The following is a 26,263-nucleotide window of genomic DNA, read 5'->3' on the forward strand; positions in this document are numbered from 1 at the left end:
TGATTTTTCCTGAGGAACGAAGGGAAAAGCGCATTCGCAACCTGCTTTCAAGGTGGCACACCTTGCCGCCGGAGGCATCTTTTTGGTTTTTACTCTGAGCCCTCTTGCCCCTGTCGTTCATCCGACTTTAGCCATAGAAGGCAGCTTTTCGGAGCTGAACAGGTACGAAGGCACCGCTTTTGTCTGTTTTATTTTGTACCGACCCTAATCTGTCAGGCTCACCTCTTTGTAAAACACCGCGGTCACGAACCGGTCCAGATGCCCATACAGGGTAAACAGGCTCGAGATCTCCACATGCTCTTCATCGGTGTGCTGACTCATGTTTCCCTGGGGGCCCCAGATCACGCCGGGGGTACCGGACCGGTTCAGGAACCGGGCGTCGCTTGAGGCATGCTCGGCCACCTGTTCAATGTCCCCGGCCAGCGCTGCCAGGTACCGGGTTACCGGCCCCTCCCCGCCGTTAAACAGGGTGTCCACGGAGACCACCTCCACCTCGGAGGTCACATCGGCACGGATCGTCTCGATGAGAGCATGGGGGTCGTCGGCCTCGGTGTAGCGGATATCAAGCTTTGCCCTGGCGTCACCGGGTACCTGGTTGACGGCACTGCCCCCTTGGATGCACCCGATATTCACCGTTCGATGCCAGTGGTCTTCCCGGGTCTGGGCAAAATGACGACGCACCCTCACCAGATCGTCCAACAGGGTATCAATGGCATTTTCTCCCAGCCAGGGACGGGCTCCGTGGGCCCCTTTGCCTCGGGCGGTAAGGTTGAGACGGACGATCCCTTTTTCCCTGACCACCAGCCTTTCGGGACTTCCGCCATCCAGGGCCACGCAGTAGTCACACGACATACGCTTCAGTGCTTCCCCGGCACCATTATACCCCCCGGTCTCCTCATCGCCGGTCAACAGCACGCCAAAGGGCAGAGACTCCTGGCCTTTGCCCTCGGCTTTCAAGCGGCGGAGCCATGCCCGTAAAAGCACCATGCACAGGGCCACGGCGTATTTGTCGTCAACGGCCCCCCGGCCGTAAAGCCGGTCCCCCTCCTCCCGGGGGACAAACAGGTCCTCACCTGCTGGCACGACGTCGAAGTGGGCCATGAAAAGCACCGGGGCGCGGTCAGTTTCGGGGGTCACCCACAGGGAGGGGGTACCGTGAACATCCATGCGATTCACGGCAAGCCCCGCCTCCGTCAGCCGGCCTTGGATAAAATCGGCACAGGCCGTGATCTCATCGGGTCTGTCGGCCACGGAGCGAAACTGAATCAGGCGTTTTAAAAGGGGAACCATCTCGTCCATACTCACATCCTTCATATCTGCCGGATACGGGCACCGAGGCAAACCTCACCACCCGGATTACGCATCCCATTCCAAACAGCGACACGGACGGCGCGCCTGAAGAAGGAGGGCTCCCGATCAAGCACATCATACCCGGAGCATGATCACACCATGCCATGCTCCCCTCCCAGTCATCCGCAATCGCTCTCTTTAGATAAAAATCATACCGAGGGAGGAATCCTTTTCGTTGTATTCCAAAGGAAATGACCGGGCAAGGCCCGAGTAAAAAATCGATCATTCCAAGGAAACCAAACTTCGCCTTTGAAGCCCAATTCACTTTGTGATAGCGTATAACAAAGCTCACGATATCGCCCTTCGTTCAATCTGCTAAACCATAAAAAAGAAGTACATAACACGGCCAGGCGTCCCGTCCCGGGCACCCGTCACCTGCACAAAGGAAAAGTCCATGACCCGATCAAGCGTGTTGAAACGCATCCTGTTTTTCCTCTTTGCCCTTTTTTATGTCACCGCATGCAGTCCTCCCAACGAGGAAGCCCAGGAACCCACAAAAATAAAAGTGGTCAAACCTGAAGTTAAAAACCCGGACACCTTTGTCTTTGAAGATTACGGCACGGTTCGTACCCTTGACCCCGCCTGCTCCTACGACAATATCTCCCATCAGCGCATCATGAACATTTATGAGCCGCTCATCGCCTTTGACGGCTCCGCCACCGATGCCTTCGTACCCGTCCTGGCCGAAGAGGTCCCGTCCACAGAAAACGGGGGCATCTCAGACGGCGGCAAGACCTACACCTTTAAAATACGCAAAGGCGTCACCTTCCACGAAGGCGGGCAGCTCACCCCCGAGGATGTGGCCTACTCCTTCAAGCGCCACATGGTTGTGGACCAGGACGGGGGCCCCATGTGGATGCTGCTTGAGGCCCTTGTGGGTGAAACCAGTACCCGGGAAAAGGGTGGCACCCTGAAGCCTGGAATTTTTGAAAAGATCGATGCGAGCATTTCCGTGTCCGGAGACACGGTTATCCTGACCCTGCCCCGGCCCTTCCCCCCCCTGCTGGCGCTTCTGGCCTACTCCAACTGCGGTGCCATCCTGGACAAAGAGTGGACCGTGGAAAACGGCGGCTGGGACGGCACCCTTGAAAACGCGGCCGCCTACAACAACCCCGCCTTCGGGTCCGAGCCCCTGCACCACATTGCCAACGGCACCGGTGCCTACGCCATGTTGAAGTGGGAGCCTTCCAAGGCCTTCATCTTCGAGCGTTTTGACGGCTACTGGGGAGAACGGCCCGCCCTGAAAACCGCCATTTTTCGCTACAACAAAGAGTGGAGTTCAAGGAAGCTGGCCCTTCAAAACGGCGACGCCGACCGCGTCCAGGTGGACACCCAGTACCTGCCCGAGGTGCAGTCAATGAAAGGCGTGGTGGTACACGCCGTGCCCCAGCTCTCGGTTGCGGCCGCCCTCTTCTGCCGACAGGTGAACCCCGAGGCCAACCCCAACATCGGCAGCGGTAAACTTGACGGAGAGGGGATCCCCCCTGATTTCTTTGCCGACATCCACGTGCGCCGTGCCTTCCTCCACGCCTTTGATCGCGACACCTACGCCAAGGACGTCTGGAACGACCGCGTGGTCATGCCCACCAGCCCCAACGCCAGCGGCATGCCCTACACCATCCGCGTCCCCGTCTACAATTTCAATCTGGAGAAAGCCAAAGAGGAGATGAAAAAGGCCTGGGGGGGCGAGCTGTGGGAAAAGGGGTTCAAGATGGTCATCACCCACAACACCGGCAACGCCCAGCGGGAAGCCGCAGCCCACATGCTGGCGGAAAACATCATGAGTCTGAGCCCCAAGTTCCAGATAGAGGTGCGCAACGTGGACTGGAAAGACTACACCGTGGCCTACCGCAAATACAAATACCCCATCTTCATCATCGGCTGGGGCGCCGACTACCCCGATCCCGACAACTTCCTCTTTACCTTCATGAGTTCCCAAGGGGTCTACGGCAAGTTCATGGCCTATGAAAACGAGATGGTGGACCGCCTCTGCAAGGAGGGCCGCTTTGAGGTGGACCCTGAAAAACGTCGGGTCATTTATGCACGCCTCCAGAACCTCTGGTACGAAGAGGCCATCGGATGCATGGTCTACCAGAAAATTGACAACTTCGTGTACCGGGACAATGTCAAAGGGTTTGTCCCGCACCCCATGCTGGATGCGGCCTGGGAAGATCTCAAACGGCTCTCAAAATAAATCGCAAGAACCCATGGTGAAGGGGGGCCATCCTTGACAGCTTACATTACGCGTCGCCTGATTTTCCTGGTGTTTGTGCTCTTCGGGGTGTCCGTTCTCATCTTCGGACTGCTCATGACCTTCAGCCCGGAGAGGCGGGCCGCAGCCTACGTCACGAGCCCCCAGCAGGCCGAAGACATCCCCAGGATCGTTGAGCAATTCGGGCTCACCGATCCCTTTCCCGTGCAGTACGCGCGCTGGGTCAAAGAGGTGGCCTCGGGCAACCTGGGCTGGTCCCTGGTGGCAGCCCGGCCCGTCACAGAAGCGTTCTGGGGCTACTTTGCCGTGACCCTGGAACTGAACCTGTTTGCCTCCCCCCTGGTGATCCTTATCGGCATCTGGCTCGGGACCCTCTCGGGGGAGCACCGGGACACCTGGCTTGACCACGGGACCCGCATCGTCGCCATCATCGGCTGGTCCCTGCCCACCTTTCTCTTTGCCCTGGTCCTGCTCATGGTGTTCTACGGCTACCTGGACCTCTTCCAGCCGGGCATCACCTCCACCCACACCGCCCTCTGGGTGGCCAACCATCCGGACTTTATCCGCTACACCGGCATGTACTCCGTGGACGGTATCCTGAACGGCGAGCTCTGGATCACCGGCGACGCCCTGGCCCACCTCGTCCTGCCGGTCATCACCCAGATCATCGTGGTTGTGGCCCTTCTCATGCGGGTGATGCGATCCGGCATGATCGAAGAGATGGGCAAGGACTACATCATCACCGCCCGGGCCAAAGGGGCCGACAGCCACACCGTCACCCGGGGCCACGCCAGGCCAAATGCCCTGATTCCCGTCATCACCGTGGCGGGACAACTCGTGGCCCTGGCCATGGAGGGCTCCATTGCCGTGGAGGTGGTCTTCAGCCGCCAGGGCATGGGGTGGTGGCTGGCCGAATCCGCCACCCAGCTCGACATGCCGGTGCTCATGAGCGTCTGCATGTTCATGGGGGTTGTCTTCGTGGTCTCCAACCTTGTCATCGACATCCTCTACGCCAGGATTGACCCGAGGATCCGGCTCACATAAAGACCTCACAGCTAGCCGAAGGCACACATCATGGACTCCGCAATCGATCCGACACAAACCAGGCACCCGAGGTGGCGCGAATTTACCTTCACCCTGCACCGGATTTTCCGAAACCCTTCTGCCGTCATGGGCTTTGCCCTGCTCTTCTTCTTTGTGACCGTGGCCGTGGCCGCGCCGTATCTGGCACCGCCTAAATATGCCCATGCGCCGTATCAGATGCCCCACACAGGGTTCTCCCCCACGCCCAAACCACCCGACGCCCATCACCTCTTCGGCACCACCTCCGGCCAGTACGATATCTATTACGGGGTGGTATGGGGCACGCGAACCGCTTTTAAAATCGGTCTCTTCGTGGTGGGAATCGCGGGATTCATCGGAATCTCACTGGGGGTGGTCTCGGGGTATTACGGGGGCTGGTTCGACGAGGTCCTCATGCGCATCGTGGACATTGTCTGGTCCGTGCCGCTCCTGGTGCTGGCCATGACCATCGTGGTGGCCTTCGGCCGGGGGCTTGAAAACATCATGATCGCCCTGGCCCTTGTGGAGTGGCGCTGGTATGTCCGGGTCATCCGGTCCGAAGTCCTCACCTTGCGGGACCGGGATTTTGTGCAGGCAGCCCGCCTTATGGGGCGCTCCGACGCAAAAATCATCACACAACACATTCTCCCCAACGCCATCTATCCGGTGCTCATCATGGCCTCCATGGATATGGGCTCCATGGTCATCTCCGCCTCCTTCATGAGCTTTGTGGGGCTGGGGGCCCCAAAAGGGTATGCGGACTGGGGGCAGATGGTGGCCCTGGCACGCAACTACATCGTCGGCCCGGCGGAGGACCCGTTGCGTTTCTGGTACACCGTGGCCATCCCCGGCGCCTGCATCATTCTCTTTGTTCTGGCCTGGAACCTCATCGGGGATGCCCTGAGGGACGCCTTTGACCCCAAGCTGCGGAGGAGATGACCATGACGGCCCTCATCGAAACAAGGGACCTGACCACCCATTTTTACACCTATGAAGGGGTGGTCAAAGCCCTGGACAGGGTGAGCCTTTGCGTGGACCGCGGCATCACCTTCGGCCTCGTGGGGGAGTCGGGCTGCGGAAAAAGCGTGACGGTTCGCTCCATGATGCGCATCATCCAGGAGCCCGGCCGGATTGTGGATGGCAGGGTGCTGTTTTACGGCAGGCAGAGGCAAGGCGAAAAACCCGTGGAGCTGCTCTCCCAAACGGAAGCCTGGATGCAGGGGCTGAGGGGAGACCGCATCTCCATGATCTTTCAGGAGCCCAACGCAGCCCTGAACCCCATCATGCGGGTGGGGGACCAGGTGGCGGAGAGTTTTCTCTTCCACCGCAGGCGCTCCATGGCTGAAAAAATCCTCAAGGATCTGGCAGACCCCGACACCCGGGTGTTCCTGGGAACCCGAAGGCTGCAACACACACTTTATGCACGCACCGCATCAAACCCCGATGCTGCTCTGCTTCGAATCTCACGAAAAATCCCCCTGCTGAAACGCTGGGAGTCACGGATCAAAAAGGAGGCATTCCGACGCGCCACAGCCATCATCGGCCGCCTGGGAATCGCCCACCCCGAGGAGGTGGCGCAAAACTATCCCCACAACCTCTCCGGGGGGATGAAGCAGCGCATCGTCATTGCCATTGCCCTGGCCTGCAAGCCGGACCTTCTCATCGCCGATGAGGCCACCTCCAACCTGGACGTCACGGTCCAGGCCCAGATCCTCGACCTGTTGCAGGAGCTGAAGGAAACCGAGATCACCTCTATTCTCATGATTACCCACGACCTGGGCGTGGTGGCTGAAAGCTGTGACCGCGTGGGGGTGATGTACGCTGGCACCCTCTGCGAGGAGGCCGATGTCTCAGACCTCTTCGCAGGGCCCAAACACCCCTATACCGTGGCCCTGATGGACTCGGTTCCCCGCTTCCATCAGGAGGGAGAGTTAAAAACCATTGACGGTGCGGTGCCCAACCTCGTTGATCCCCCTCCCGGGTGCCGGTTCCACCCCCGATGCCCCCACGTGATGGGGGTCTGCAAGACCGAGGTGCCCGAGCTGAAAGCCATTGGGACAAATCACAAGGTGGCCTGCCACCTGTATGGAGATAAGGGGGAAAACGATGTCTGAAGAGACCATCCTGGAACTTGTGGACGTCAAAAAGCATTACCCTGTCCTGGGCGGGGTGCTCAGGCGGGAGGTGAACTCCGTCAAGGCGCTGGACGGTGTCTCCCTTGCCATCAAGCGGGGAGAGTGCCTGGGCATCGTGGGCGAATCCGGGTGCGGAAAAACCACCACCGCAAAAGCCGTGATCCGGCTACACGACGCCACCTCCGGCGCCATCTTCTTCCTGCCCAAGGGTCAGGAAACGCCGGTGGACATCGCACTCCTTTCTGCCAGGCAACTCAAAAAAAAGAACCTCCGCCACCGGCTTCAGATGGTTTTTCAAGACCCCACCACCTCCATGAACCCCCGCATGCTGGTAAAGCACATCATCGCAGAACCCATCATCGAAGGGGAGTCCCTGACATCCCTTGAACTGGAAGACCGGGTGGTGACGCTTCTGAAACTTGTGGGCCTGGACCGTTCCCACCTCTACCGATACCCCCACGAATTCTCAGGGGGACAGAGACAGCGCATCGCCATTGCCAGGGCCATCGCCACCAACCCGGAATGCCTCGTCCTGGACGAACCCACGAGCGCTTTGGACGTATCGGTGCAGGCCCAGATCCTCAACCTGCTGCAGGGGTTGAGAAAAAAAATGGGCCTGACCTACCTCTTTGTCACCCACCACCTTCTTGTTGTGAAGTACATGGCCGATCGCATTGCCGTGATGTACCTGGGCAAGATCGTTGAGCTTGCCACCACAGAGACTCTCTTTGAAAACACCCGCCACCCCTACACATGGGCCCTTCTCTCCGGCATCCCCGACACCAAGCCCGACAAAACCCGGCAACGGGTCCTTTTGAAAGGCGATGTTCCCAGCCCCCTCGACCCGCCCTCCGGCTGCCGGTTCCATACCCGCTGCCCCTTTGCCATCGCCACCTGCCTGAAGACCGAACCCAGCCTCACAGATATCGGAGGCGGCCACATGGTGGCCTGCCATCGCCATGGCGATACCCAGGCCCTGTTCCGCCAGTACAAAGACGCCACATAATTTTCCGAAGGCGGAGGAAGAAAAGAAAAAGGGTCAGGCAAATATATTAAAAATGTGTGGAGTACTTGAATCGGTCGGTTCGAAATAAATGAAGTGGAAAAAAGGGGTCAGGCAACTTTATTATCAGAAAAAAACCATGCAACGGACATACGATCCCGAAGGCATGGACCCTGCTGCATCATTCTGTTATAAAACAGGCGTTTTAACATTCTGATTATTCATAACACGGCAGGCCACAGAAAAACGCGCTAAACCAACATACCTGTTCAGGTTTTATATATATGAGGCAACCAATGGATCCAATTCTTGAAGAAAAATATCGCCGGCAAGGAGAAATGCTTGCCAACAGAGCAAAAAAGAACCACAAACACCTGAAAAAACGTTTCGCCAAACAGGGAATCGAGGTGTTCCGGGTCTATGATTGGGATATTCCGGAAATCAGGGCCGTGGTTGACTGGTACGCAGGACATCTGGTTGTGGGAGAGTACACCAGGGCTCAATCAACACCCGAGTGGCTCCCCATGATGGGAAAAGCCCTGGCCGAGACATTTGACGTTCCCATGGAAAGGGTCCACCTGAAACAACGCAAAGCAGGAAGGCAAAACGGCAAACGATACGAACGTATCGACCACACCGACACCAAAATCATTATGGGGGAAAGGGACCTGAAGTTTTACGTCAACCCCTGCGACTATGTGGACACCGGCCTCTTTTCCGACCACCGAAACACACGACTTATGGTCCAAGAAATGGCCCGCGGAAAAGATTTCCTGAACCTCTACTGCTACACAGGGGCCTTTACCTGTTACGCCGCCAAAGGCGGTGCAGCCACCACCACCAGCGTGGACCGCTCCGAAACTGCGGTCAACTGGGTCAGGGAAAACCTAGAGCTCAACGGGCTCTCCTCTGAAAACAATCAGGTCATCCAGAAGCACACCCCTGATTTTCTTAAAAAAGCAAAGAAAGAGGGACGAACCTTTGATCTCGCCGTGGTGGACCCACCATCCTACTCCACCACCATGACCACTGGGGAAGCATTTGATATCGTCAAAGACCACACGTGGCTGCTGAATGCCGTCGTCTCCATCATGCGCCCGAACAGCACGATTTTCTTCTCGACCAACCATCAGAATTTCACGTCAAAACTGGACGTTCTTCCGATCTCCAGCTTCGAAGAGATCACGGAGCAAACCATTCCTGAAGATTACATCAGCAAACGGAAAACCATTCATCGGTGCTGGAAGATCATCGTGTAAGGGACGGGACAAAAATATAACAGACAAAAACAATGCCTCCGGCGGCGAGGTGTGCCACCTCGAAAGCAGGTTGCGAATGCGCTTTCCCCTTCGTTCCTCAGGAAAAATCACATTCGCTATTGATTTTGATTGGTCTGAATCTATTTTTTAAAGCCTGTTTATTAAACTTTTTAAAAGCTTAGCCCCCGGCAGGGCCGCCGGAGGCATCTTTAACTTAGCTGCCTCCGGCGGCAAGATGAGCCACCTTGAAAGCTGGTTACCGCAGCGCTTTCCCCTTCGTCCCTCGGGTTAAAGCACAGCGGCATTCATGTGTGACTTGTACATTTATTTTTTGTCTGAGCGCTAACGGATGGGTGCAACCGAAAATCTCACTTTTCAGGATTGACTCACTCGCTTTAGCAGAAACAAACCACCGAGCCCCTCGAACTCTCTGGGTATACGTGCCCTTTTTCGAGGGGTTTGCTCCTTAAATCGCCGACACGTCGCTTCCACAAAAACACGAGAACCGATAACCCCGGACTCGGTAAAATGACGTATCCTCCCTCTGAAAAGAGTGGCTCGGTTGAGTTTAAAGCCATGGGCCTCTTCCTCAGCCAAAATGCTCTTGGAGATGTTGGCCTTTCCCTCTTTTTCAATGGCTCCGGCATGATACATGTATTCACGATACCTGACAAACCGCTCTTCAGCGTCCAACACACCAAAGTCCACAAGCCCAAAATCAAGGGAAAGAAAGCCGTCCCTGTTCCCCGTCTGTACATGGTGCCCGATGGAGCACCACCTGTAATCCTCCGGTCTTTTGACAATTCCCGCGCGAACAGGGTTTAAATCAATATAAGAGAGGCAGTTTACAACGGCCTCTCCCCGTTCCAGGATCACGCTTTTAAAACGCTCGCCCCACAGGGTGCCCTTTCGGTCGTATCGTTTGTTGTAATACCGAGAAAAGGTCTGCTTGATCTCTTTGATAAACTCAGACAAATTGCACCATTTGCTTCGAAAATGAGACATCTTCCCTTCAGGAAAACGGCTTTTTTCTCCATACAGAAGTCCAAAACGATGCCTGATCTCTTCACCTGACGCCGCCATCTCCGGGTGCATCATCACCAACAGGTGAAAATGGTTGCCCATGATGGCATAGCCGAGGATATCGACGAAATAGACAGCACTGAATTTTCGAATGATATCAACGAGTGTCTCTTTTTCTACATCCCCAAAGGGCAAACCGTCCAGGGCCGTTCGCGAAATGATATGATACGCAGTGCTCTCTTCGGATACTACCATTCTCAGACTTCGAGGCATTGGGACCTCCTTCATCGGATCATGGCATCGTCGTGCAGGATGCTCAGTTCAAGGGGTGGATAATGTGAATTGATTGTACAAGTATAGCGATTATGAAATGGAAACACATCGAGATGTTACTTTATGATACACAACAGTACGTTTGTCAACTTTGTTTTGCCTGTCCCCTTTACACCCCTACACAGACATTCGTTAAAGGGACCAGCTCCCGCCCTGTCGCTTTACTTTCAGGGCACCCTCGGGCATGGGCACCTTAGATGCGTGATTCAGCTTGCGCAGCCAGATGCACCGCAAGGCCTGCTTCCAGGCAGAGTTCTCAAATGCCTCATCACGCCATTTTTCGCCTTCAGCCACCTGTTTTTCCATGACCTCCCACGCGGCGGCATAATCAAAGAGGGGCCAGCGGGTCCCGGCTTTGTAAAGATGTTCGGGTGATCGCATCTCAAGGAGGGATCTCATTCCCTGTCCGTAATCAAACCGTTTCCAGTGGTACCCGGCGTAACAGATCTGCTCCGGGTCCCCGGCCCTGGTGAGGGCTTCAAGGCCCCTTACCGCATCGAAAGTTTTCCAGTTAAGGCCGGCAAGGTAGATATGCCGGGGGCCGGCCCATGAAAAAAGAGCCTCCATGCCGCGTTCATAATCAAAGCCTTGCCACATCCAACCGCACCGATACAGACTCTCCGCATCCCGCAACCCGATGACGGCCGTCAGGCCTTTATCGACATCAAAGCCTTCCCAACGCAACCCGGCTTTGTAAATGGCCTGGCCGTCGCCCAGCACAACAAGGCGGGCAAGCCCTTGAGCCACCGAAAACCCGTCACCGACGGCTCCCATCTCGACAATCGTTTCCGCATCTACATCCTTGCCAATCGTCACTGCCATGCGCCTTGCCTCATGTGTCGGGTTTTCATCTTATTTTGCCTGTCCCCTTTTCTCAATTCACTGTCGCTCCAGCCGGATGACTTCGCCAAAGGGAGCGTGAAACCCCTGGGCATTGGAAGGAAGAAGCCAGAGGGTTCGGGGGTAAGGGACGAGTCGCTCCAGGTCGTAAATCTCTCCGTCGGTGATCACCACCACCATCTCCCGGTGATGCGCCAGGTAGCGGTTGAAAAGGGATGCAAAAAACGTGGTCCCGCTGTTCCCCGATCGGATCAGGCGCCAGTCGCCCCGCCGGTAGCTACACAGCCGGGTATCGTTGCCCCCTTTGACAAAGCGCTCCCCCTGTTTTTCCGGGACGAAAAGGGTTTCGTCAATGCAGAGCAGGTTGATCCGGTACCCGTCCAAAAGGGCCTCCACCGCACCAAAGGCCTCCTCAATATGCTCAGGCCGGGTCACCATGGACGCAGAGAGATCAACCACCACGGTCAACAGCTTCTTATCCACGTAGTGCCGTCCCGCAGAGTAGATCCCTTCGGTAAAATAACGCCTGTTGAACCGGGCGGAGCTGTACTCCCACTCCCGGGACGGCGTGCCCCGGTCCACAATGGTGCGAATCTTCCGTTTTAAAGGGGAGGTGTCCACCTTTGCCACCCTCTGAATCAGTGCGCTGATCTCCTGAACGAGCCGCTCATCACGGGCCTTGAAATCCTGGCCGGAAAGCACCAGGGCCTCACGGACGTTTTTTTGGATCCTCACGGCGGCCGAGGCGTCCTCCATGCGGTGGATCCCCGTGGGAAGCTGCTGGCCCTGTCCCGGGGAGAGGCACCAGTCCCCGTCACATGTCTGCCCCTCATCTGCAGCCGGCATCCGGGAGGGTTCGGGATGTTCCGGTTGCTCGCTGCTCCCACTGGACCGGAAGTTTTCCTTAAGCCCCTCGGCAAAATCCCCCAGAATAGCCGGTTCATCCGTCTTCAAAAACCGATAGACACTCTCCCACGCCGGGTCAAGCTCACCGGTTTTCTCGTAAAACTCCCGAGGAATCCGAGGCAGGCCCGAAGGGAGTGTAAGCCCTTGTTCCCCCGCGGAAAAAAAGGTCGCGCTGTGGTCGTCCATCCACGAATTGATCACCATGTCCTGGGCCATGTTCTGAAGGTACGGGTGTTCATCCCGAAAGCCCCGGTGGTCGTGCCCGAACACCCCGTGCATCATCTCATGGACCAGAAGCCCGATGCGCTCTTCTTCGGTAAGCCCAAGGGAGAACTCACGGTTGTACAACAGGGTCACCCGGCCTGCCCGCACGGTGAGGGCAAGGGTGGAAAGACTCTTTTCCTCGGCGAAGGTGACCATCTGATAAAAATAGGAGGTAAACCGACTGCGCTTCCAGAGCGCTTTCAGAGACGATTCCCAAGGGTTCATGCCGGTATCTTCTCCCCGTCGAAGACCACATCGGTCAAAAGGGAGAGAACCTCTTCCCGCTCACCGCCCTCACAAACAGATCGCACCGCATCGGGAATCTGTGAAAAGACCCCGCACTCCCGCAAGAGCATGAGAAAAAAGCTGACGCGGGCATCGGATCGGGACGCCGCCACATACTTCACCAAAAACCCCAAAGGCACCAGCAGCCCCTCGTCCCCTGCCATCTTTTTCTCCCGTATGCGTGTCACCGCCCCGGACACGGCCCAGAGCAGGTCCTCCACGGGTACCTCTCCCGCCCTGAACCGGACAAAGGCCCCTTCGTCACCGGAGAGAATCTCATGGGTGGTGAGCTGCCTGGGGGTGAGGATCTGGGTTACGAAATCCGAAGCGGCCAGCTCCCCCACCAGGGAGGCCAGGACCTTTTCCACGGACCCGCGCCGGTGGCCGGAAAGGGCTGTGTAAAGAGTGGCCTCATCACCCAGACCATAAGAGAGTCGGAGGGCCTGGGAAGCCTGGTGCCAGCCCCGGGGGTTGGGGTGAATGGCTGCTGCATCCCAGAGCCGCTCGGGAAAGCGGGAGATATATCGGACCACCGTCGGATGGATCCCGCTTTTGCGCGCCCAGTCCAGCCAGTGTTCCGCCGCAGGCTTCAGGTGAAAGATGCCGAGGCGACCGTCCAGGGCGCTGTCGTCAAAATCGGTGATGTGGGTGTGGTCCTCTTCACCCAGGTTCCCCGCAATGACGATGACCGTCTTTTCCGGCAGCAGGTGCTCCCCGCACCGCCCCTCGGTGATCACCTGAAACAGGGTCTGGATCACCGTGGGATGGGCCCGGTTCGCTTCGTCCAGAAACCAGACGATGCCGTCAAACCCTTCCGGGACCTCCTCGGGGGGAATGAACCGGGGACGATAATAGACCATGCGCCGGTTCTCGTGATCCGGAACCGGGTACCCCCCTAAATCGATGTTCTCCTTGAAGGCTAGCCGGGTATCGATAAAATATCGGTTTTTGCGCTCCGCCGCCTGCTTCACGATGGATGACTTGCCGATCCCCGGATGCCCCACGATCTTCACGGCATAATTTACCTGCCCGTCGGCGTCCAGATAGCGGTCCAGAATCTCCGCCATCTCCCCTGCATCCACCTCCACCGGTCGTTTCTGCATACCCTTGCTGCCTCCCGGAGGGCAGCCATCATGCCGCCCGCCCACTTCTCGGTTCCTGTACCATGACGGCCCCAGGGCCATGCGTCGCTTCGCCTACGCCTGTTGCCATCATTGTTCACGCCATCAGCACAACATACACCATTTAGAATAACCATTCTACCCATGACTGCGACGCCGCTCCGCAAAGGGAGCATACCTTGCCGAACACGTTTTGACACAACCCGAACACGCATGCTAATTTGAAGGCCGGTGATTCCGACATCTCCCCACAGGTTTACACCCCTTACCAAGCCCTTTGAGCACCATGCCCGACAAACAGTCACAGACACGATGGAGAGTGCCCCATGCCCCTTCGACCCTGGATGGTATGCCTGCTTCTGATCAGCGTGCTCCCCTTGGCGGGATGCGATGAATACACCGCAGATCCCGGAGGCCCCCTGGGCCCCGGAAACTGGGAACTCAAGCTCTCGTATGGAGGAAAGACGCGGGCTTTCTACCTGCACGTTCCCACCGATTACCGGGCAGAGCCCCCCCTTCCCCTGCTGCTCTCCTTCCACGGATACCGGGACACCCCCGCGGGCCAGGCGGAAAAAGACGGCTTCCCATCCCTTGCGGACAGCGAGCGTTTTCTTGTGGCCTACCCGGAAGGCATGGGAACCCCCGGACTCCTCGGGTGGAACGCCGGTCCGGCCTGCTGCGGCCTGGCTGAAAACAACGCCGTGGACGATGTGGGCTTTGCCCGCCACGTCGTCGCCCACCTCACAACACGCTGTTCAATCGACGGCAGGCGAATCTACGCCCACGGCCACGCCAACGGAGGGGGCATGGCCCACAGGCTGGGCCGGGAAGCCTCGGATCTCTTTGCCGCGATCTCCGTCTCCTCCATGCCGGTCCTCGTGCCCGACATCACACCGCACTATCCCATCCCGGTCATTCACTTCCACGGCACCCAGGACACCACCATCGCCTACGGCGGCGGAACCATCCCCCTGGAAGGCGCCCCCTACATCGGGGCCGAGGCGAGCTTTGCCGACTGGATTATAAAAAACGGCTGCACCGAAGGGACCGCCGAGACCCGCTACCACGGGGCCAGCTGGTGCACGACCACCAGCACCTGCGACGACGGCGTGACCGTCACCCTCTGCACCCTGAAAAACGGCACGCACAACACCCTCTACGACCACGGCGACATCCATGTCAGCCGAATGTCCTGGAATGTCATGAAAGACTGTACGCGGTAAGAATCGACACAAAATAAAACAAAAAAAAGCCGTAACTATTCAGCTTATGCCTCCGGCGGCCCTGCCGGGGGCTAAACTTTTAAAAAGTTTAACAAACAGGTCTTAAAAAATCTTTTTGGGTGAATTTTTACTTTAAATGCGGATGTGATTTGACCCGAGGAACGAGGGGCAAAACGCTTCCGCAACCTGCTTCAAGGTGGCACACCTTGCCGCCGGAGGCTGTTTTTTTTGAGCTGAATAGTTACCGCCGGATTAATATTTCCATTTCATCAAGGCATCCATGCCTTTCTCCTCAATCACCTGCTGCCTTTTGGCTCGCTCTTTGTCCACCCCGGCAAGAAACCTGTCCACGGCCAGCTCCTCCCGCCTCAGGCTCTCCTCCAATAACTCAAGGGGTGACAGGATTCGCTGCTCCGCAACGGCAAGCTCTTCCTCCAGCACCATGCCATGGCGACTGAGGTGCCTCTCCACCTCTGCCTTCAGGCCCTGGGTCAACCGCTTGGTTTCCCTGGCCACGGCCTCATCAAAACGTATCGCAAGGTAGGCGTCCACATTGCTCACCAGGTCCCAGCGCCCCTCTCCGCCTACAAAGGTCACCACCGAGTCCACCTCAAGGGCCGGTACCCGACCCAGGGCTCCCTTGAGGGCCTGCTGAAACCAGCGAAGATCACCACTGTCTCCTGTGACCTCCCCCCCGGTTACGGCCAGAAGGCTCTCCACACGGACCTCCTCGCCCCGGGCGCGGTATGCCACCGTTACATCAACCTCTCCACCGGTAAGGTGCACCCCCGGTGCAAGGACCATCTCACCCTGGGGAATCCCCCTGGCACGGACCGTCACCCCTTGACGGTAAACGTCGGAACGGCAGCTGACGTCCCCCTTTACCTCCATGCGCCCTGCCTGAAGGGGTGGCTCCCCTTGCAGATGAAACGTGAAGGGGTCCCCCGTTTTGGATTCCCGACTGGACAATCCGGTGACGGTCCCCTGCAACAGATACGACCCGGCGTTGATTTCCAGATCGGCATGCCGGACCCACAGCCTCGGCCAGGGGCGGGGGGGCTCCCCGGATTCTGCCCCATCCTCCTGCAGGGCACAGATCAGAGCCCCAAGGCTTTCCAAACGCGTCACCATGGGAATCAGCATCTCGGCCTGGTGATAAGAAAAAAGGGTCCCTCCCACATCCTTCAAGTCCGGGGCCTTGGTGTGGACCAGGGCCACCGCCCCTTCGACGTCCTGAGCCACCCAGCCGCGATACGCAGAAGCCCACCGTCGAAGGCGTGCCACCTCTGCCTCGGCAGCGCCCCTCTCGGCTCGGAGCTCCCTTTTCATACGCTTTAAATCACGCTTAAGGCCCTCCCCCTTTTCACTCAGTGCCGCCAGGGCCTCCGTGCTCTCTGCTTTGGTGGGATCCTCCCCGTCAAGGGACTCTCCCACTGCCCGCAGGGGCCCCTTGAAATCATGGGCCCTTAAGCGCCACTGCCACCGGGTAACCCGTGCCTTGATATCCGCCCGGGCCCTGTCCACGAGCCCGGGGGTCTGAAAGTCCACCCCCGCCATCACCTCTCGCACGATCTCCGGGCTTCCCCGGTCACCAAGGGACAAGGCCGGGAGCTCCTTTGCATCTGTTTCCAGTTTCCTGCGCAGCCAGAGTGACAGGGATTCCGGTGTGCTCTCCGGTCGGGGCGATGCGTCCACGACCCGTGCCTTCACCCGGCGCCCTTTGCCCACGCTCACCCCGTTTGCCGTCAGGCTCTCCACCACGACACACCCTTTCAAAAGCGGGGGACCGGCCAAGGTCAGGCGACAGGATCCCGTCTCCACCACATTTTTCCAGGGATTATCAGGGTCGGCCACCACCAGGCGCTCCCACGCAAGGGTCAAGCCAAAGGGACCGGCCTTCACCCCTTCCAAAGACACCTCGGCACCCACCAGTGCCTCTGCACTGTGGGTCAGCCCATAGGTAATAATGGGGTTTCGACACACCCAGAGCAGCGCCACGGCCACAAGGGGCAGGCCCAAAACCGCGGCAATCCCGATCAGCCATTTTTTCATGGGGTTCCCTTTCATGCTGGATAAACGGCAACGCATACGCGGAGACACCTCGCAACCCGGCATAGACAGGGTACCGGTATCACCACTAAAAAATATGCATCATCTGCGGAAAAAAGGGAAGGAAGAGGAGGAGGGGACGGATACAGACATGCCTCCGGCAAAAGAAGTGGTCATCATTTTCCAGGCCATGGGCATCCATGTCTTCTATGGTTAAAGTACATGGAAAAGCCTGCCTCCGGCGGCGAGGTGAGCCACCTCGAAATCTGCTTGCGAATGCGCTTTCCCCTTCGTTCCTCAGGAAAAATCACATTCGCCTTTGGTTCAGATTAAACTGAATCTGTTTTTTCAAACCTGTTTGTCAAACTTTTCTAAAGTTTGGCTCCCGGCAGGGCCGCCGGAGGCATCTTTAAAACCTGTTTGTTAAACTTTTTAAAAGTTTAGCCCCCGGCAGGGCCGCCGGAGGCATAAGCTGAATAGTTACACTCTTTTCAGCCCATCATTTTCCCATAAAATATCCGGGTCAAGGAGACGACCGGAGATCACTATGGGTGGTAATTGAAATTGCTTGAGTTGTCCGTATACAAGCCGTCCTGGGGCAGATACGCGGGATAGGTGTAGGTCGCCTCGGCGTGGGGCTCCCCATGCCACCACTTGTAGAGGGACTCGTTGATGTGCTCCCCACGGTACTGAAAACTCGTGGCAACCAGCTCATTATAGCCTGTGATGATCTGGTACCCGAAATGGGGGCTCTCCCGATCAAGGCCAATGCGCAGGAACATCCCGCTGTGGGTATTGCTGTTGGTGGGGTTGTCGGGAACCGCTGCCATATAGGCTTCGCCGTCGGGAACGCGATAATCCCGCCCGAAGTAGTAGTGGTCCACGAGCATCAGCATGGAGTCCCGCTGAAGGATCACCGGCACCGGGGTGCTGTTGAACTCCTTGGCAAGGTCGCTGGAGCCCTGGAGCATGGGGATCCCCAGGATACTGCCCACCTGCCTCGATCGGTAGGCGTTTTTCGGACTGAACAGCCCCGTGGCCCGTCTGAAATCCACCATGAGATCGGCCTGCAGATCGTTGGTGCCGATGATGATATCGGTGAGGCGGCGGTCGGGGTCATTGATGTCGTCGTATTTCATGCGAATCACCAGACCGTTGATGATGGCCGGGTTATCCGGGCTGGCCCCCAGGCGCAGATTGTCCAGGCTGACGTCCCAGTCCAGGTAATTTCGATTCTGATACGTTTTTTCCGAGAATTGAAACAGGGGGACGCCGATCAAATTGGCATTGTTGTCGGCCTGAACGCCGTCCACCCACAATTTCTGCCCTGTGGAGACTTTGTATTTGGCCATGAAAAGGTCGTCATCGGTCCACGGCACATACTCCGTTTCCAAGGCCCCGTCCTTAAAAAGCTGATACTCCATGGCATAGCGCTCGGGCGTCTTTTCTCCGCCGTACATTCTGTAATCGACTTTAAAGGTCCTGTGCCCGTCCACTATCTCATTTTTCTTCCACTTCTGATTGATCCGCGGGTCAAAGTCCTCCATGCCCGGGCCACCATGCACCCCGGGGTTCATCCCTTTTCGCGTCACCAGGTCTGTTTTGTCCTTGTAGTAATAGCCCATGCGGACCTGGTCGATCTCCGCATAGGTCTCGATATAGGTATCGAAAAAAAGGCGCACCGTGTCCTGTTCAATAGAGATCGTCACCGGCCCGGCCTGGGCATCCACCAGGGCAAGGGCCGCATCGTCCAGGGGCTCCATGGCCCCCACAGGATCTGCCGAAAAAAAGCACACAGAAAAAAACACCCCTGCAAGGAGGCGCCCCGCCATCTTTGAAGCTGTCACAAACGCTCTTTCCGCCACATACTGTCCCATGCTCGCCCCTTTCCTGCGCCACCTGCGCCCGTTCCGACTCAATTCCGATACACCGTGTAATCGCTGTTGATGGGATAGGGTTCCCGGATCTGCCAGAACGAGGTGTCTTTCACCAGCCTGTCCCCGTCATACACGTTCTCGCCGATGCGGGTGCGGTACTGATCCCACCCCGACCCCACCGGACCCGGCTCCGGTCCCAACCGGTCCATGAACGATGCCACCCCCCTCCCCATGGGGTTGTACTCCTTCTGCCCTGCGGGAATGGCCTGGGCCACGGGAAGCTCCCCGGCCCGGTAGGTGTACAGGTGGGGGTTCGGGTTTGATAGGCTCTCGTTGACGGCGGTCTCCAGCTCATAGGTGGTGTTCCGCCCCGGAAACTCGATATACAGCTTTTTCACCCGAAGCCCTTCCACGATGAGGGGCCCCATGGAGTTCCCCCCCAGGTAGCTGTTATCGCCGCTGGAGTTGTAGCCCATCGTCTCCTCCACCCGGATGGCTCCGTGAAGAGGCATGTTGAGCACCATGCAGGACGACTCATCCGGGGAGTCGTCGCTGGTTCTTGTCTTAAAAGAAAGGGTCATGGGGCGTTCGACAATCTCGGAATAATCCACGCGGTCCTCGTCATCCACATAGTGAATGGGAAAGGCGATGCTGTACTCCTGGTTATCCCACCCGTCGTCTCTCAAGTCATCGGTCAGTTGATCCCTGTGGTTTTCATGGAACGGGATGCCCTTGTTGCCGGCCACATAATCGGTAAACCCCACCTGGCGAAGGTTCCCGATCATAAAACGCCCGTCGTACATGTTGTTGACGGACCGCTCGGCAGGGACGTCCGTGCTCCCCCAGGTGCGGGTCATGTCCTCATAGTCAGCCTCAAGTGCCTCCCTGTCCCCGGGCCCGTACCCGCCTGAGTCTCCCGTGCTGTTCGCGTACATATCGTCGATGCTGTTTTTTTTGTAATGCCCCAGATGGTCGTATGCAGGGTCCAGCTCTTCGAAGCTCTCCCTCAGATGAAACCCTTTCATCTGGAAAAATGTCAGGCCCTCCTCCCGGGGGGCTCCAATGGCCACCGAATCGACGGAGAGACGGGTTCCGATCTCCATGGCAACCCCCTCACCCGAGCAATACCCGTCGATCTCGGGCATGGCATACAGGATCATGCGCTGATCAATGAGCTGCAGGCTGGAGAGCCCCAGGGTACCCAGGGCAAACAGGTCACTCTCGGTGCCGTACCGAACCTCCAGGTTGCCTTCCACCGGGGTGCCGTCAGGGCCAACGGTCAAAAAGGCCCCCCCAAGCCCCACGGCCTCCAGCACCACCACCTGCCGGTGAGCATCATTGACCTGTGGCTCCTTGTCCAGGGTATGGGTTTTGGAGACATGCACGAAGTCATCTTCCTTCCAGACGTCCGTGGCGAAATAGGGGCCGGAATTCTCTGGATAGGCAAAGGCTTTTGCCTCCATGTCCACGGTACCGTGGGCACGAAGCGCCAGGGACACATCGCTGAGGCCCAGGCTCCCGTAGCTACCCTGTCCCTGTCCCAGGGAGTCCCGGTTGTCATAGGCAACGTATCCCATGCCTGCGCTGTTGTGGTGGACCATAACATCCTCAAAAGCCAGTCGAATCCCGTTGGCCGCGTGGGTCTGCGCCAACCCCTCGTCGGACAGGGGGGTCAGGGCCTCTACGCACCTGCCCGTCATCAAATAAAACCCTGCGGCCATCATCGCAACGAGAAGGGGTCGTCTCAGAATCGGTTGATTCATGGCATGAAGCCTCCGGCCTTAAACGGTAGATAATCATGTCGGGATAGAACGTGATGCATTATATGAATACCTACTCCCGTTCGCAAACATTGTTTACAGTTTTTTACTCAGAATAATCACAACACACCCGAAAAGGCCTTTGGTTCATGCTTTCCCAAAGCCTCATGACTGACAACCAAAGGCAACCCCAAGAGGAACATTGTTACTTTCAGCTAAAAAAACAATGAAAATCAGGGGACTCGGGCCACATTGAAAAGAAGAAAGGTGGGACATGGTCGCCAGGTTGCAAGAATGCACGCGACCCCATGAAAACATGACAACTCTTGGATAGTCGATACCCCCTGTCGCCAGTGGAACCTACCTGATAAACGAAGGCCTGGAGCGTTCGCGAGTCGGGCCCTGTTTTACCGGCCGTGGCGGGAGGAGTCGTAGTTGTTGAGGTACACGAGGATGGAGCCGCTTTTGGATTTTTTGCCCTTTTCCCAGGCCCAGGCAAGGACAATGCCCTCCTGTTTCAGGGTTGTCATCCGATCGGCAATGGTGTCGGGAAGGACGGCTCCGTGTTCGGAGTGGAGCCCTTTTCCCACAATGAGGCGAAGGGTGTAGGTGCCCACGGAGAAGGCGCGCCGCACGTAGTGTTCGGCAGTTTGATCGGCCTTGGCCGCGGTGTAGCCGTGAAGGTCCAGCTGGCCCTGGGGAGCCGGGTAGCGCTTGAGCCGCTCTTTGACGGTGAGGGTGCGGGCCTGCTCAAGCTTGTCCACTTTTTCGCTTAAGAGCACCTCCCCGCTCTTCTCAGACAGGGAAGAGGCCAGCAGCTCGGCGAACTCGTCACTCTCCTCTGAGGCGGGAATCTGGCCCTGTTCCAGGATGGGCAACCCGTGGCGATCCCGCTGCACCTTTTTCGCGGGGGCAACCTCCTCGGAAGCCTCCCGCTTCAGGGCCGATGGCACAATGCGGTCCCCTTCCCTTTCGGCCTCTTCAGCCATGAGGCCAAAAAGGTCCTTCTCATCGGAAAGAACCAGGATCCCGTTGCGGTTTCGGTTTTTCTGTTTTTTCTTCGGCGGAGGGGCCGGCCGGGTCTGTCGGGGCGCGGGCTTCGGTTTGGGCGGTGCGGGGATATCGTGGGGGCCCTCTTCCTGGAACAGAGACGCCAGGTCCTCGTCTGTGGAGAGCACGGAAATCCCGTGTTTTCCCTTTTTGGGGGCTGCCTTCGCCTTTCCGGAAGACCGGGGCGTTGTCTTCTTATCGGGTGTCACAGGGGGAACCGGGGGCGCAGCAGCCGGAGGGTCAACGGGGGCGTTCTCCTCCACGGAGGGCTCTGGGCACGGATCCCCATGCGCTTTTTCGGTCTCTTTTTTCTTCAACAACTGCTTCAGTTTCTCAAACATCCCCATACCCTGTGCCCCATGTGTCGTTGTAACGATTCAGCCCCAAACAGCCTCCGGTGGCCCTGCCGCCGAAGGCGAACTGAATAGGCTATTTTTCACCAAAGGTCAAATCCACACAAAAAAGGGGCGGATAACCGCCCCTTATCATCATGGCCTGTGTTCCCGGGATCATCCCCTGTCAGGCACGATCACCACGTCAATACGCCGGTTGTTGGCGCGTCCCTGGCGGGTTTCGTTGGAGGCCACGGGTTTGTCCTCCCCGTATCCCACGGCGCTGATCTGGTCGTCGGTCACCACGGAGTTGGCGATGAGGTAATGACGCACCGAGTCTGCACGCTCTTTGGATAGCCTTTTATTGACTTTATCGCTGCCCAGGGAGTCGGTGTGCCCCTCGATGACCACCCGGCACCCCGGAAACTCCTTGAAGGTGTCCCGCACCTTGGCCAGGAGTCCGAAATACTTGTAGTCGATCGCCGATTTTCCGCTGGAAAAGGAAAGCCCGTAAAGACGGATGATGATCTTGTCTCCGTCCATGAGCACCTTCCCCTCCTCCGGGGTAAAGGCGTCGCGGATTCTGGAGATCTTCATGTCCTCAAGGCGCTCGGCCTCCTTCTGGCGTTTCAGGGCCTCCTCGGCTTCATGCTTGCGTGCCATCAGGTCCTGCTCAAGCTTGCTCAAACTGGCCACCGAGGTCTCAAGATCCGTGACCTTGGCCTTCAGCTCCGCAATTTCGCGGTCCTTGGCATCGTTTGATGCCTTCATGGCCTGCACCCCGTCCAGGAGCTGCCAGGTGGCGCCACTGACGCCCCGGTCAAAGGTAAGGGTCATGTCCAGCCCCTGGGCGATCTTGACAAGCTGCATCTCCATGTCGATGATCACGTCCTCAAAGCTGTACTCCGCCTCCACGAGTTTGCCCACCCGGGTGTGGATATGCTCGGTGTGGGCCAGTTCGTACTCGGCATCCTTCACCAGGGCAACGGCTTCCGCGTTGTTGTAGCGGTTCTGGTCCAGTTTTTTCTCAGCCAGCACCACCAGGCGCCGGGCTTTATCAAAGGTCTTCGTGGCATTGTTCTTTCGCCCCAGATCCTCGTAGCGGGCAATCTTTTCCCGGGTTTTTCCAAGGAGGGCGTGCTTGATGGTGTCGAGCTCCGCGCTCCTGAACAGTGCCTCGGCTTCTGCTGCCTGCCCCCGGGCCTTGTCCACGTCGCCGTCTTCAAGACTCCTCACCGCCCGTTGGAATTCAGATTCCGCCTTGGACATCAATTTGCTGCTGTATTTTTCTGACCCGATGGCGGCGGCATCCTCTCTGGCTTTCATCACGGTTTCAAAGGTCACCTCAGCCGTCACGCTGACGGTCATGGCACGGGACAGGTAAGACTCCGCCTTCTTGAGTTCCTTGCGGATCCCGTTCAGGTTCCGGCCCTTGTTGAAGTCGTTCAGGGCGTCCTGATAAGCTTCCATGGCCTCACCAAAGGCTTCCGGGGCAAAGAGGTAGGCCCGCTTCTCTTTGGCCTTGACGATCAGCGCTTCGGTGCCGTGGAACAAAGAGTCCCGCGTCTCATTGCCTGCAAAACCGGTTTGCCAGAAGCCAAGCACACATGCCGCCATGACAGCAGCGGCTATCCATCGAATTGCAGTCCTTCTGACAAAACCCATAACACTCCCCTTGATCCTGTATTTTGAGGTTGTTCTCGTCCGGGTTCACCGGTCGACACCTTAACTCAAGCCATATCGAATACTTACTTATGATAAACACCCGCCAAGTTTCAACCTTAAAAAAAAGCCCCCGGTCACCTGAAAACCCCTCCTGTGCCTGAAAAGGCCCGCATTTTCAGATACCGACTTGCCATTGAATAAAAAAAACGGCCATGGTTCCCTGGCTGGTGGCGATCAATTTTATCAAATATTTTATGTGATCTCCCTAAACTCAGTCGCCCCTTCATCCGATGTGTATAGGTATCAACCTCTTTAACAACATCAAACTGGAGTTCTGCGGATGTTCAGGGACATAAAACTTCGCGGCAAGCTGATCCTTGCCATTTCCACCATTGCTTTTCTTTCCTACTTCATCACCATCACAGCTGTAACCTTGAAAGTACGCAGCTCTGCCCATCACGCAGCCATCGCCCAGGGCCAGGAGATCGCCGCCCGGTACAGCGCTGTCATTTCCGGAAAGGTCGACGCCTCCTTCAACACGGTAAGGGCCCTCTCCGAGACCATGGAGGCCTTTAAAAAAGCGGGCAGCTTCAACCCCCGAGAGGCCCTCAACCAGATCATGACCGAGGTGCTGGAGAACAACCCGGAGCTCCTGGCTGTCTGGACCGCCTGGGAACCCAATGCCCTGGATGACCTGGACGCCGCCTTCGAAAACAAGGAAGGCCACGACGCCACAGGCCGCTTCGTCCCCTACTGGTACCGCAACGGAGACACCCTGGCCGTCACTCCCCTGGTCAATTACGACAAAGAAGGCGAAGGAGACTACTACCTCGTTCCCTTGCGCACCGGCCGTGAAACCATGACCCCGCCGTACCTCTATGAGGTCCAGGGCAGCAAGGAGGCCATCATCAGCCTGTGCGTGCCCATCGAATTTGAGGGCAAGGCCGTCGGCGTCTGCGGGGTGGACGTAAAACTCTCCATCTTTTCAGAACTCATCAAAGGACTGAACCCCTTCGGCTCCGGCTACACCTCGGTCATCGCCAACGACGGCACCTACGTGGCCCACCAGATCAACCAGGCCAAGCACGGTAAAAGCTCCGGCTCGTCTGAAAACTGGATGGCCGCAAAAAAAGCCATCCAAAACGGGCAACCCTTTGAGTTCGAGGCGATGTCCCGGGACCTCAACACCGACATCGTCCGCATCTTCGCCCCCATTCCCTTTGAAGGCCAGGACACGCCCTGGTCCTTTCTGGTCAACATCCCCATGGCCCAGGTCATGGCCGAAGCCAACGCCATCGGCTGGCTCATCGTGGGCATCGGGGTGGCTGCCTTTGTTCTCCTCACCGCTGTGGTGATCTGGGTGGCGGGCTCCATTGCCAAGCCCCTGCGCCGGAGCGCCTCCCTGCTCGAAGAGATCGCCAAAGGCGACGGAGACCTCACCCAGCGCCTGGAGGTCCAGTCCAAAGATGAGGTGGGGGAACTTTCCGGCTGGTTCAACACCTTCATGGCCGACCTTCAGACCATCATCGGGGACGTCAAGGGAAATGCCGTCTCCGTGGACAGCTCCTCCGGAGAGCTCCTCACCATCTCGGGCTCCCTGTCCGCATCTTCCGACGAAACCCACAGCCTCGCTTCCCAGGTGGGGGAAGAGGCCGGAAACATGGCCATGAACCTTGCCACCATTGCTTCGGCCATGGAGCAATCCACGGCCAACATCAACAACGTGGCCGCCTCCGCCGAAGAGATGACCGCCACCATCGGCGAAATTGCCGCCAACTCAGAAAACGCCCGGTCCGTATCCGACGGAGCCCTCTCCGATGCCATGGAAACGGCGGAGCTCATGAACAGCCTGGGCAACGCCGTGGACGAAATCGGCAAGGTCACGGACACCATCACCGAGATCTCAGAACAGACCAACCTCCTGGCCTTGAACGCCACCATCGAGGCGGCCCGGGCCGGAGAGGCCGGAAAAGGTTTTGCCGTGGTGGCAGGCGAGATCAAGGACCTGGCCGGGCAGACCGCTGCGGCAACCCTTGAGATCCGGGGAAACATCCACAGCGTCCAGGAAAAAACCAACGTCTCCGTGGAGAAGATCAACGCCATCCTGGGAGTCATCAAAAACGTCAATGACATCGTGGGGGGCATCGCAGCAGCCGTGGAAGAGCAGTCCGTCGCCACCAGCGAAATTTCCGCAAACATCGGCCAGGCCTCAGCCGGTGTGGGAGAAGTCAACGACAACGTGGGCCAGTGCGCCACAGCCGCCGACGCCATCAACCGGGACATGGGCAACCTCAACAACGCCTCCAGCGAGATCTCCGACGGCAGTCACAAGGTCGAAGAGAGCGCCCGGGAACTTAAAGCCATGGCCGAGGCCTTAAACGGCCTGGTGGGACGCTTTAAGATTTAACCAAAGGCCCAACAAGAGTTACAACGCAAAAGCCCGAAGGGTTTTATACCCTGCGGGCTTTTGTATTCACATATCATCGCTACACAACCCGTCAGCGAATGTGATGG

At 57.7% G+C, this 26,263-nt stretch carries 19 protein-coding genes; 9 read left to right on the plus strand and 10 right to left on the minus strand.

Annotated features, from left to right (window positions below):
- Window positions 1-204 precede the first annotated feature (204 nt).
- Complete coding sequence (locus tag BLQ12_RS05560; protein WP_175469524.1) at window positions 205-1,299, minus strand: M20 family metallopeptidase; 1,095 nt, start codon at window positions 1,297-1,299, stop codon at window positions 205-207.
- 445 nt (window positions 1,300-1,744) lie between these two features.
- On the opposite strand from BLQ12_RS05560, the gene BLQ12_RS05565 reads away from it, so the two are divergent.
- From BLQ12_RS05565 to BLQ12_RS05590, 6 genes are all read left to right on the plus strand, one after another.
- Window positions 1,745-3,544 carry an ABC transporter substrate-binding protein gene (locus tag BLQ12_RS05565; protein WP_092209119.1) on the plus strand — a complete coding sequence of 600 codons (1,800 nt, stop codon included), beginning with the start codon at window positions 1,745-1,747 and terminating at the stop codon, window positions 3,542-3,544.
- Window positions 3,545-3,577: 33 nt separating this feature from the next.
- Window positions 3,578-4,606 (plus strand): ABC transporter permease, encoded by a 1,029-nt coding sequence (locus BLQ12_RS05570; protein ID WP_217640244.1) that lies wholly within the window; start codon window positions 3,578-3,580, stop codon window positions 4,604-4,606.
- Window positions 4,607-4,636: 30 nt separating this feature from the next.
- The gene (locus BLQ12_RS05575; protein ID WP_092209121.1) at window positions 4,637-5,563 is read left to right on the plus strand and encodes an ABC transporter permease; all 927 of its coding nucleotides are present in this window, start codon (window positions 4,637-4,639) and stop codon (window positions 5,561-5,563) included.
- Window positions 5,564-5,565: 2 nt separating this feature from the next.
- Complete coding sequence (locus tag BLQ12_RS05580) at window positions 5,566-6,738, plus strand: ABC transporter ATP-binding protein (RefSeq protein ID WP_092209124.1); 1,173 nt, start codon at window positions 5,566-5,568, stop codon at window positions 6,736-6,738.
- Window positions 6,731-7,765 carry an ABC transporter ATP-binding protein gene (locus BLQ12_RS05585; protein ID WP_092209127.1) on the plus strand — a complete coding sequence of 345 codons (1,035 nt, stop codon included), beginning with the start codon at window positions 6,731-6,733 and terminating at the stop codon, window positions 7,763-7,765. Before BLQ12_RS05580 ends, BLQ12_RS05585 begins: the two co-directional genes overlap by 8 nt.
- Before the next feature lie 335 nt (window positions 7,766-8,100).
- Window positions 8,101-9,021 (plus strand): class I SAM-dependent methyltransferase, encoded by a 921-nt coding sequence (locus tag BLQ12_RS05590; RefSeq protein WP_254781995.1) that lies wholly within the window; start codon window positions 8,101-8,103, stop codon window positions 9,019-9,021.
- Window positions 9,022-9,396: 375 nt separating this feature from the next.
- Here the strand turns inward: BLQ12_RS05590 and BLQ12_RS05595 are convergent, their stop codons facing one another.
- The 4 genes from BLQ12_RS05595 to BLQ12_RS05610 all read right to left on the minus strand — a co-directional run bounded on the left by BLQ12_RS05595 (window position 9,397) and on the right by BLQ12_RS05610 (window position 13,775).
- Window positions 9,397-10,317, minus strand: coding sequence for a transposase (locus BLQ12_RS05595; RefSeq protein WP_092209131.1), 921 nt, complete (start codon window positions 10,315-10,317; stop codon window positions 9,397-9,399).
- 192 nt (window positions 10,318-10,509) lie between these two features.
- Window positions 10,510-11,199 carry a hypothetical protein gene (locus BLQ12_RS05600; RefSeq protein ID WP_139163866.1) on the minus strand — a complete coding sequence of 230 codons (690 nt, stop codon included), beginning with the start codon at window positions 11,197-11,199 and terminating at the stop codon, window positions 10,510-10,512.
- A gap of 57 nt (window positions 11,200-11,256) precedes the next feature.
- Window positions 11,257-12,612: a DUF2201 family putative metallopeptidase gene (locus BLQ12_RS05605; RefSeq protein ID WP_092209135.1), complete on the minus strand. Its 1,356-nt coding sequence runs from the start codon at window positions 12,610-12,612 to the stop codon at window positions 11,257-11,259.
- Window positions 12,609-13,775 (minus strand): P-loop NTPase family protein, encoded by a 1,167-nt coding sequence (locus BLQ12_RS05610; RefSeq protein ID WP_092209137.1) that lies wholly within the window; start codon window positions 13,773-13,775, stop codon window positions 12,609-12,611. The genes BLQ12_RS05605 and BLQ12_RS05610 overlap by 4 nt, the downstream gene beginning before the upstream one ends.
- Window positions 13,776-14,119: 344 nt before the next feature.
- On the opposite strand from BLQ12_RS05610, the gene BLQ12_RS05615 reads away from it, so the two are divergent.
- Complete coding sequence (locus tag BLQ12_RS05615; protein ID WP_092209139.1) at window positions 14,120-15,016, plus strand: CE1 family esterase; 897 nt, start codon at window positions 14,120-14,122, stop codon at window positions 15,014-15,016.
- Between the two features lie 252 nt (window positions 15,017-15,268).
- On the opposite strand, the gene BLQ12_RS05620 is transcribed toward BLQ12_RS05615, so the two are convergent.
- Window positions 15,269-17,068 carry a hypothetical protein gene (locus tag BLQ12_RS05620; protein ID WP_092209141.1) on the minus strand — a complete coding sequence of 600 codons (1,800 nt, stop codon included), beginning with the start codon at window positions 17,066-17,068 and terminating at the stop codon, window positions 15,269-15,271.
- A gap of 13 nt (window positions 17,069-17,081) precedes the next feature.
- On the opposite strand from BLQ12_RS05620, the gene BLQ12_RS26905 reads away from it, so the two are divergent.
- Window positions 17,082-17,282, plus strand: coding sequence for a hypothetical protein (locus BLQ12_RS26905; RefSeq protein WP_139163867.1), 201 nt, complete (start codon window positions 17,082-17,084; stop codon window positions 17,280-17,282).
- A gap of 328 nt (window positions 17,283-17,610) precedes the next feature.
- On the opposite strand, the gene BLQ12_RS05625 is transcribed toward BLQ12_RS26905, so the two are convergent.
- The 4 genes from BLQ12_RS05625 to BLQ12_RS05640 form a co-directional block, all read right to left on the minus strand.
- Window positions 17,611-18,942 carry a hypothetical protein gene (locus BLQ12_RS05625; protein ID WP_092209143.1) on the minus strand — a complete coding sequence of 444 codons (1,332 nt, stop codon included), beginning with the start codon at window positions 18,940-18,942 and terminating at the stop codon, window positions 17,611-17,613.
- A 38-nt stretch (window positions 18,943-18,980) separates the two neighbouring features.
- Window positions 18,981-20,705: a hypothetical protein gene (locus tag BLQ12_RS05630; RefSeq protein ID WP_139163868.1), complete on the minus strand. Its 1,725-nt coding sequence runs from the start codon at window positions 20,703-20,705 to the stop codon at window positions 18,981-18,983.
- 404 nt (window positions 20,706-21,109) lie between these two features.
- A complete protein-coding gene (locus tag BLQ12_RS05635; protein ID WP_175469525.1) occupies window positions 21,110-22,093 on the minus strand; it encodes a Smr/MutS family protein in 984 nt (327 codons plus the stop codon).
- Window positions 22,094-22,261: 168 nt separating this feature from the next.
- Window positions 22,262-23,701 (minus strand): OmpA family protein, encoded by a 1,440-nt coding sequence (locus BLQ12_RS05640; protein WP_175469526.1) that lies wholly within the window; start codon window positions 23,699-23,701, stop codon window positions 22,262-22,264.
- A gap of 388 nt (window positions 23,702-24,089) precedes the next feature.
- On the opposite strand from BLQ12_RS05640, the gene BLQ12_RS05645 reads away from it, so the two are divergent.
- A complete protein-coding gene (locus BLQ12_RS05645; RefSeq protein ID WP_092209149.1) occupies window positions 24,090-26,156 on the plus strand; it encodes a methyl-accepting chemotaxis protein in 2,067 nt (688 codons plus the stop codon).
- The last annotated feature ends 107 nt before the right edge of the window (window positions 26,157-26,263 follow it).

The sequence above is a fragment of the Desulfoluna spongiiphila genome (genome assembly GCF_900101345.1).
GTDB lineage: Bacteria > Desulfobacterota > Desulfobacteria > Desulfobacterales > Desulfolunaceae > Desulfoluna > Desulfoluna spongiiphila.

Excerpts from the sequence above, each read along its gene's own strand:
- BLQ12_RS05560 (WP_175469524.1), bottom strand. The coding sequence starts at position 1,299 with ATGGACGAGATGGTTCCCCTTTTAAAACGCCTGATTCAGTTTCGCTCC.
- BLQ12_RS05565 (WP_092209119.1), top strand. The coding sequence starts at position 1,745 with ATGACCCGATCAAGCGTGTTGAAACGCATCCTGTTTTTCCTCTTTGCC.
- BLQ12_RS05575 (WP_092209121.1), top strand. The coding sequence starts at position 4,637 with ATGGACTCCGCAATCGATCCGACACAAACCAGGCACCCGAGGTGGCGC.
- BLQ12_RS05580 (WP_092209124.1), top strand. The coding sequence starts at position 5,566 with ATGACGGCCCTCATCGAAACAAGGGACCTGACCACCCATTTTTACACC.
- BLQ12_RS05585 (WP_092209127.1), top strand. The coding sequence starts at position 6,731 with ATGTCTGAAGAGACCATCCTGGAACTTGTGGACGTCAAAAAGCATTAC.
- BLQ12_RS05590 (WP_254781995.1), top strand. The coding sequence starts at position 8,101 with ATGCTTGCCAACAGAGCAAAAAAGAACCACAAACACCTGAAAAAACGT.
- BLQ12_RS05595 (WP_092209131.1), bottom strand. The coding sequence starts at position 10,317 with ATGCCTCGAAGTCTGAGAATGGTAGTATCCGAAGAGAGCACTGCGTAT.
- BLQ12_RS05600 (WP_139163866.1), bottom strand. The coding sequence starts at position 11,199 with ATGGCAGTGACGATTGGCAAGGATGTAGATGCGGAAACGATTGTCGAG.
- BLQ12_RS05605 (WP_092209135.1), bottom strand. The coding sequence starts at position 12,612 with ATGAACCCTTGGGAATCGTCTCTGAAAGCGCTCTGGAAGCGCAGTCGG.
- BLQ12_RS05610 (WP_092209137.1), bottom strand. The coding sequence starts at position 13,775 with ATGCAGAAACGACCGGTGGAGGTGGATGCAGGGGAGATGGCGGAGATT.
- BLQ12_RS05615 (WP_092209139.1), top strand. The coding sequence starts at position 14,120 with ATGCCCCTTCGACCCTGGATGGTATGCCTGCTTCTGATCAGCGTGCTC.
- BLQ12_RS05620 (WP_092209141.1), bottom strand. The coding sequence starts at position 17,068 with ATGAAAAAATGGCTGATCGGGATTGCCGCGGTTTTGGGCCTGCCCCTT.
- BLQ12_RS26905 (WP_139163867.1), top strand. The coding sequence starts at position 17,082 with ATGCTGGATAAACGGCAACGCATACGCGGAGACACCTCGCAACCCGGC.
- BLQ12_RS05625 (WP_092209143.1), bottom strand. The coding sequence starts at position 18,942 with ATGGGACAGTATGTGGCGGAAAGAGCGTTTGTGACAGCTTCAAAGATG.
- BLQ12_RS05630 (WP_139163868.1), bottom strand. The coding sequence starts at position 20,705 with ATGAATCAACCGATTCTGAGACGACCCCTTCTCGTTGCGATGATGGCC.
- BLQ12_RS05635 (WP_175469525.1), bottom strand. The coding sequence starts at position 22,093 with ATGTTTGAGAAACTGAAGCAGTTGTTGAAGAAAAAAGAGACCGAAAAA.
- BLQ12_RS05640 (WP_175469526.1), bottom strand. The coding sequence starts at position 23,701 with ATGGCGGCATGTGTGCTTGGCTTCTGGCAAACCGGTTTTGCAGGCAAT.
- BLQ12_RS05645 (WP_092209149.1), top strand. The coding sequence starts at position 24,090 with ATGTTCAGGGACATAAAACTTCGCGGCAAGCTGATCCTTGCCATTTCC.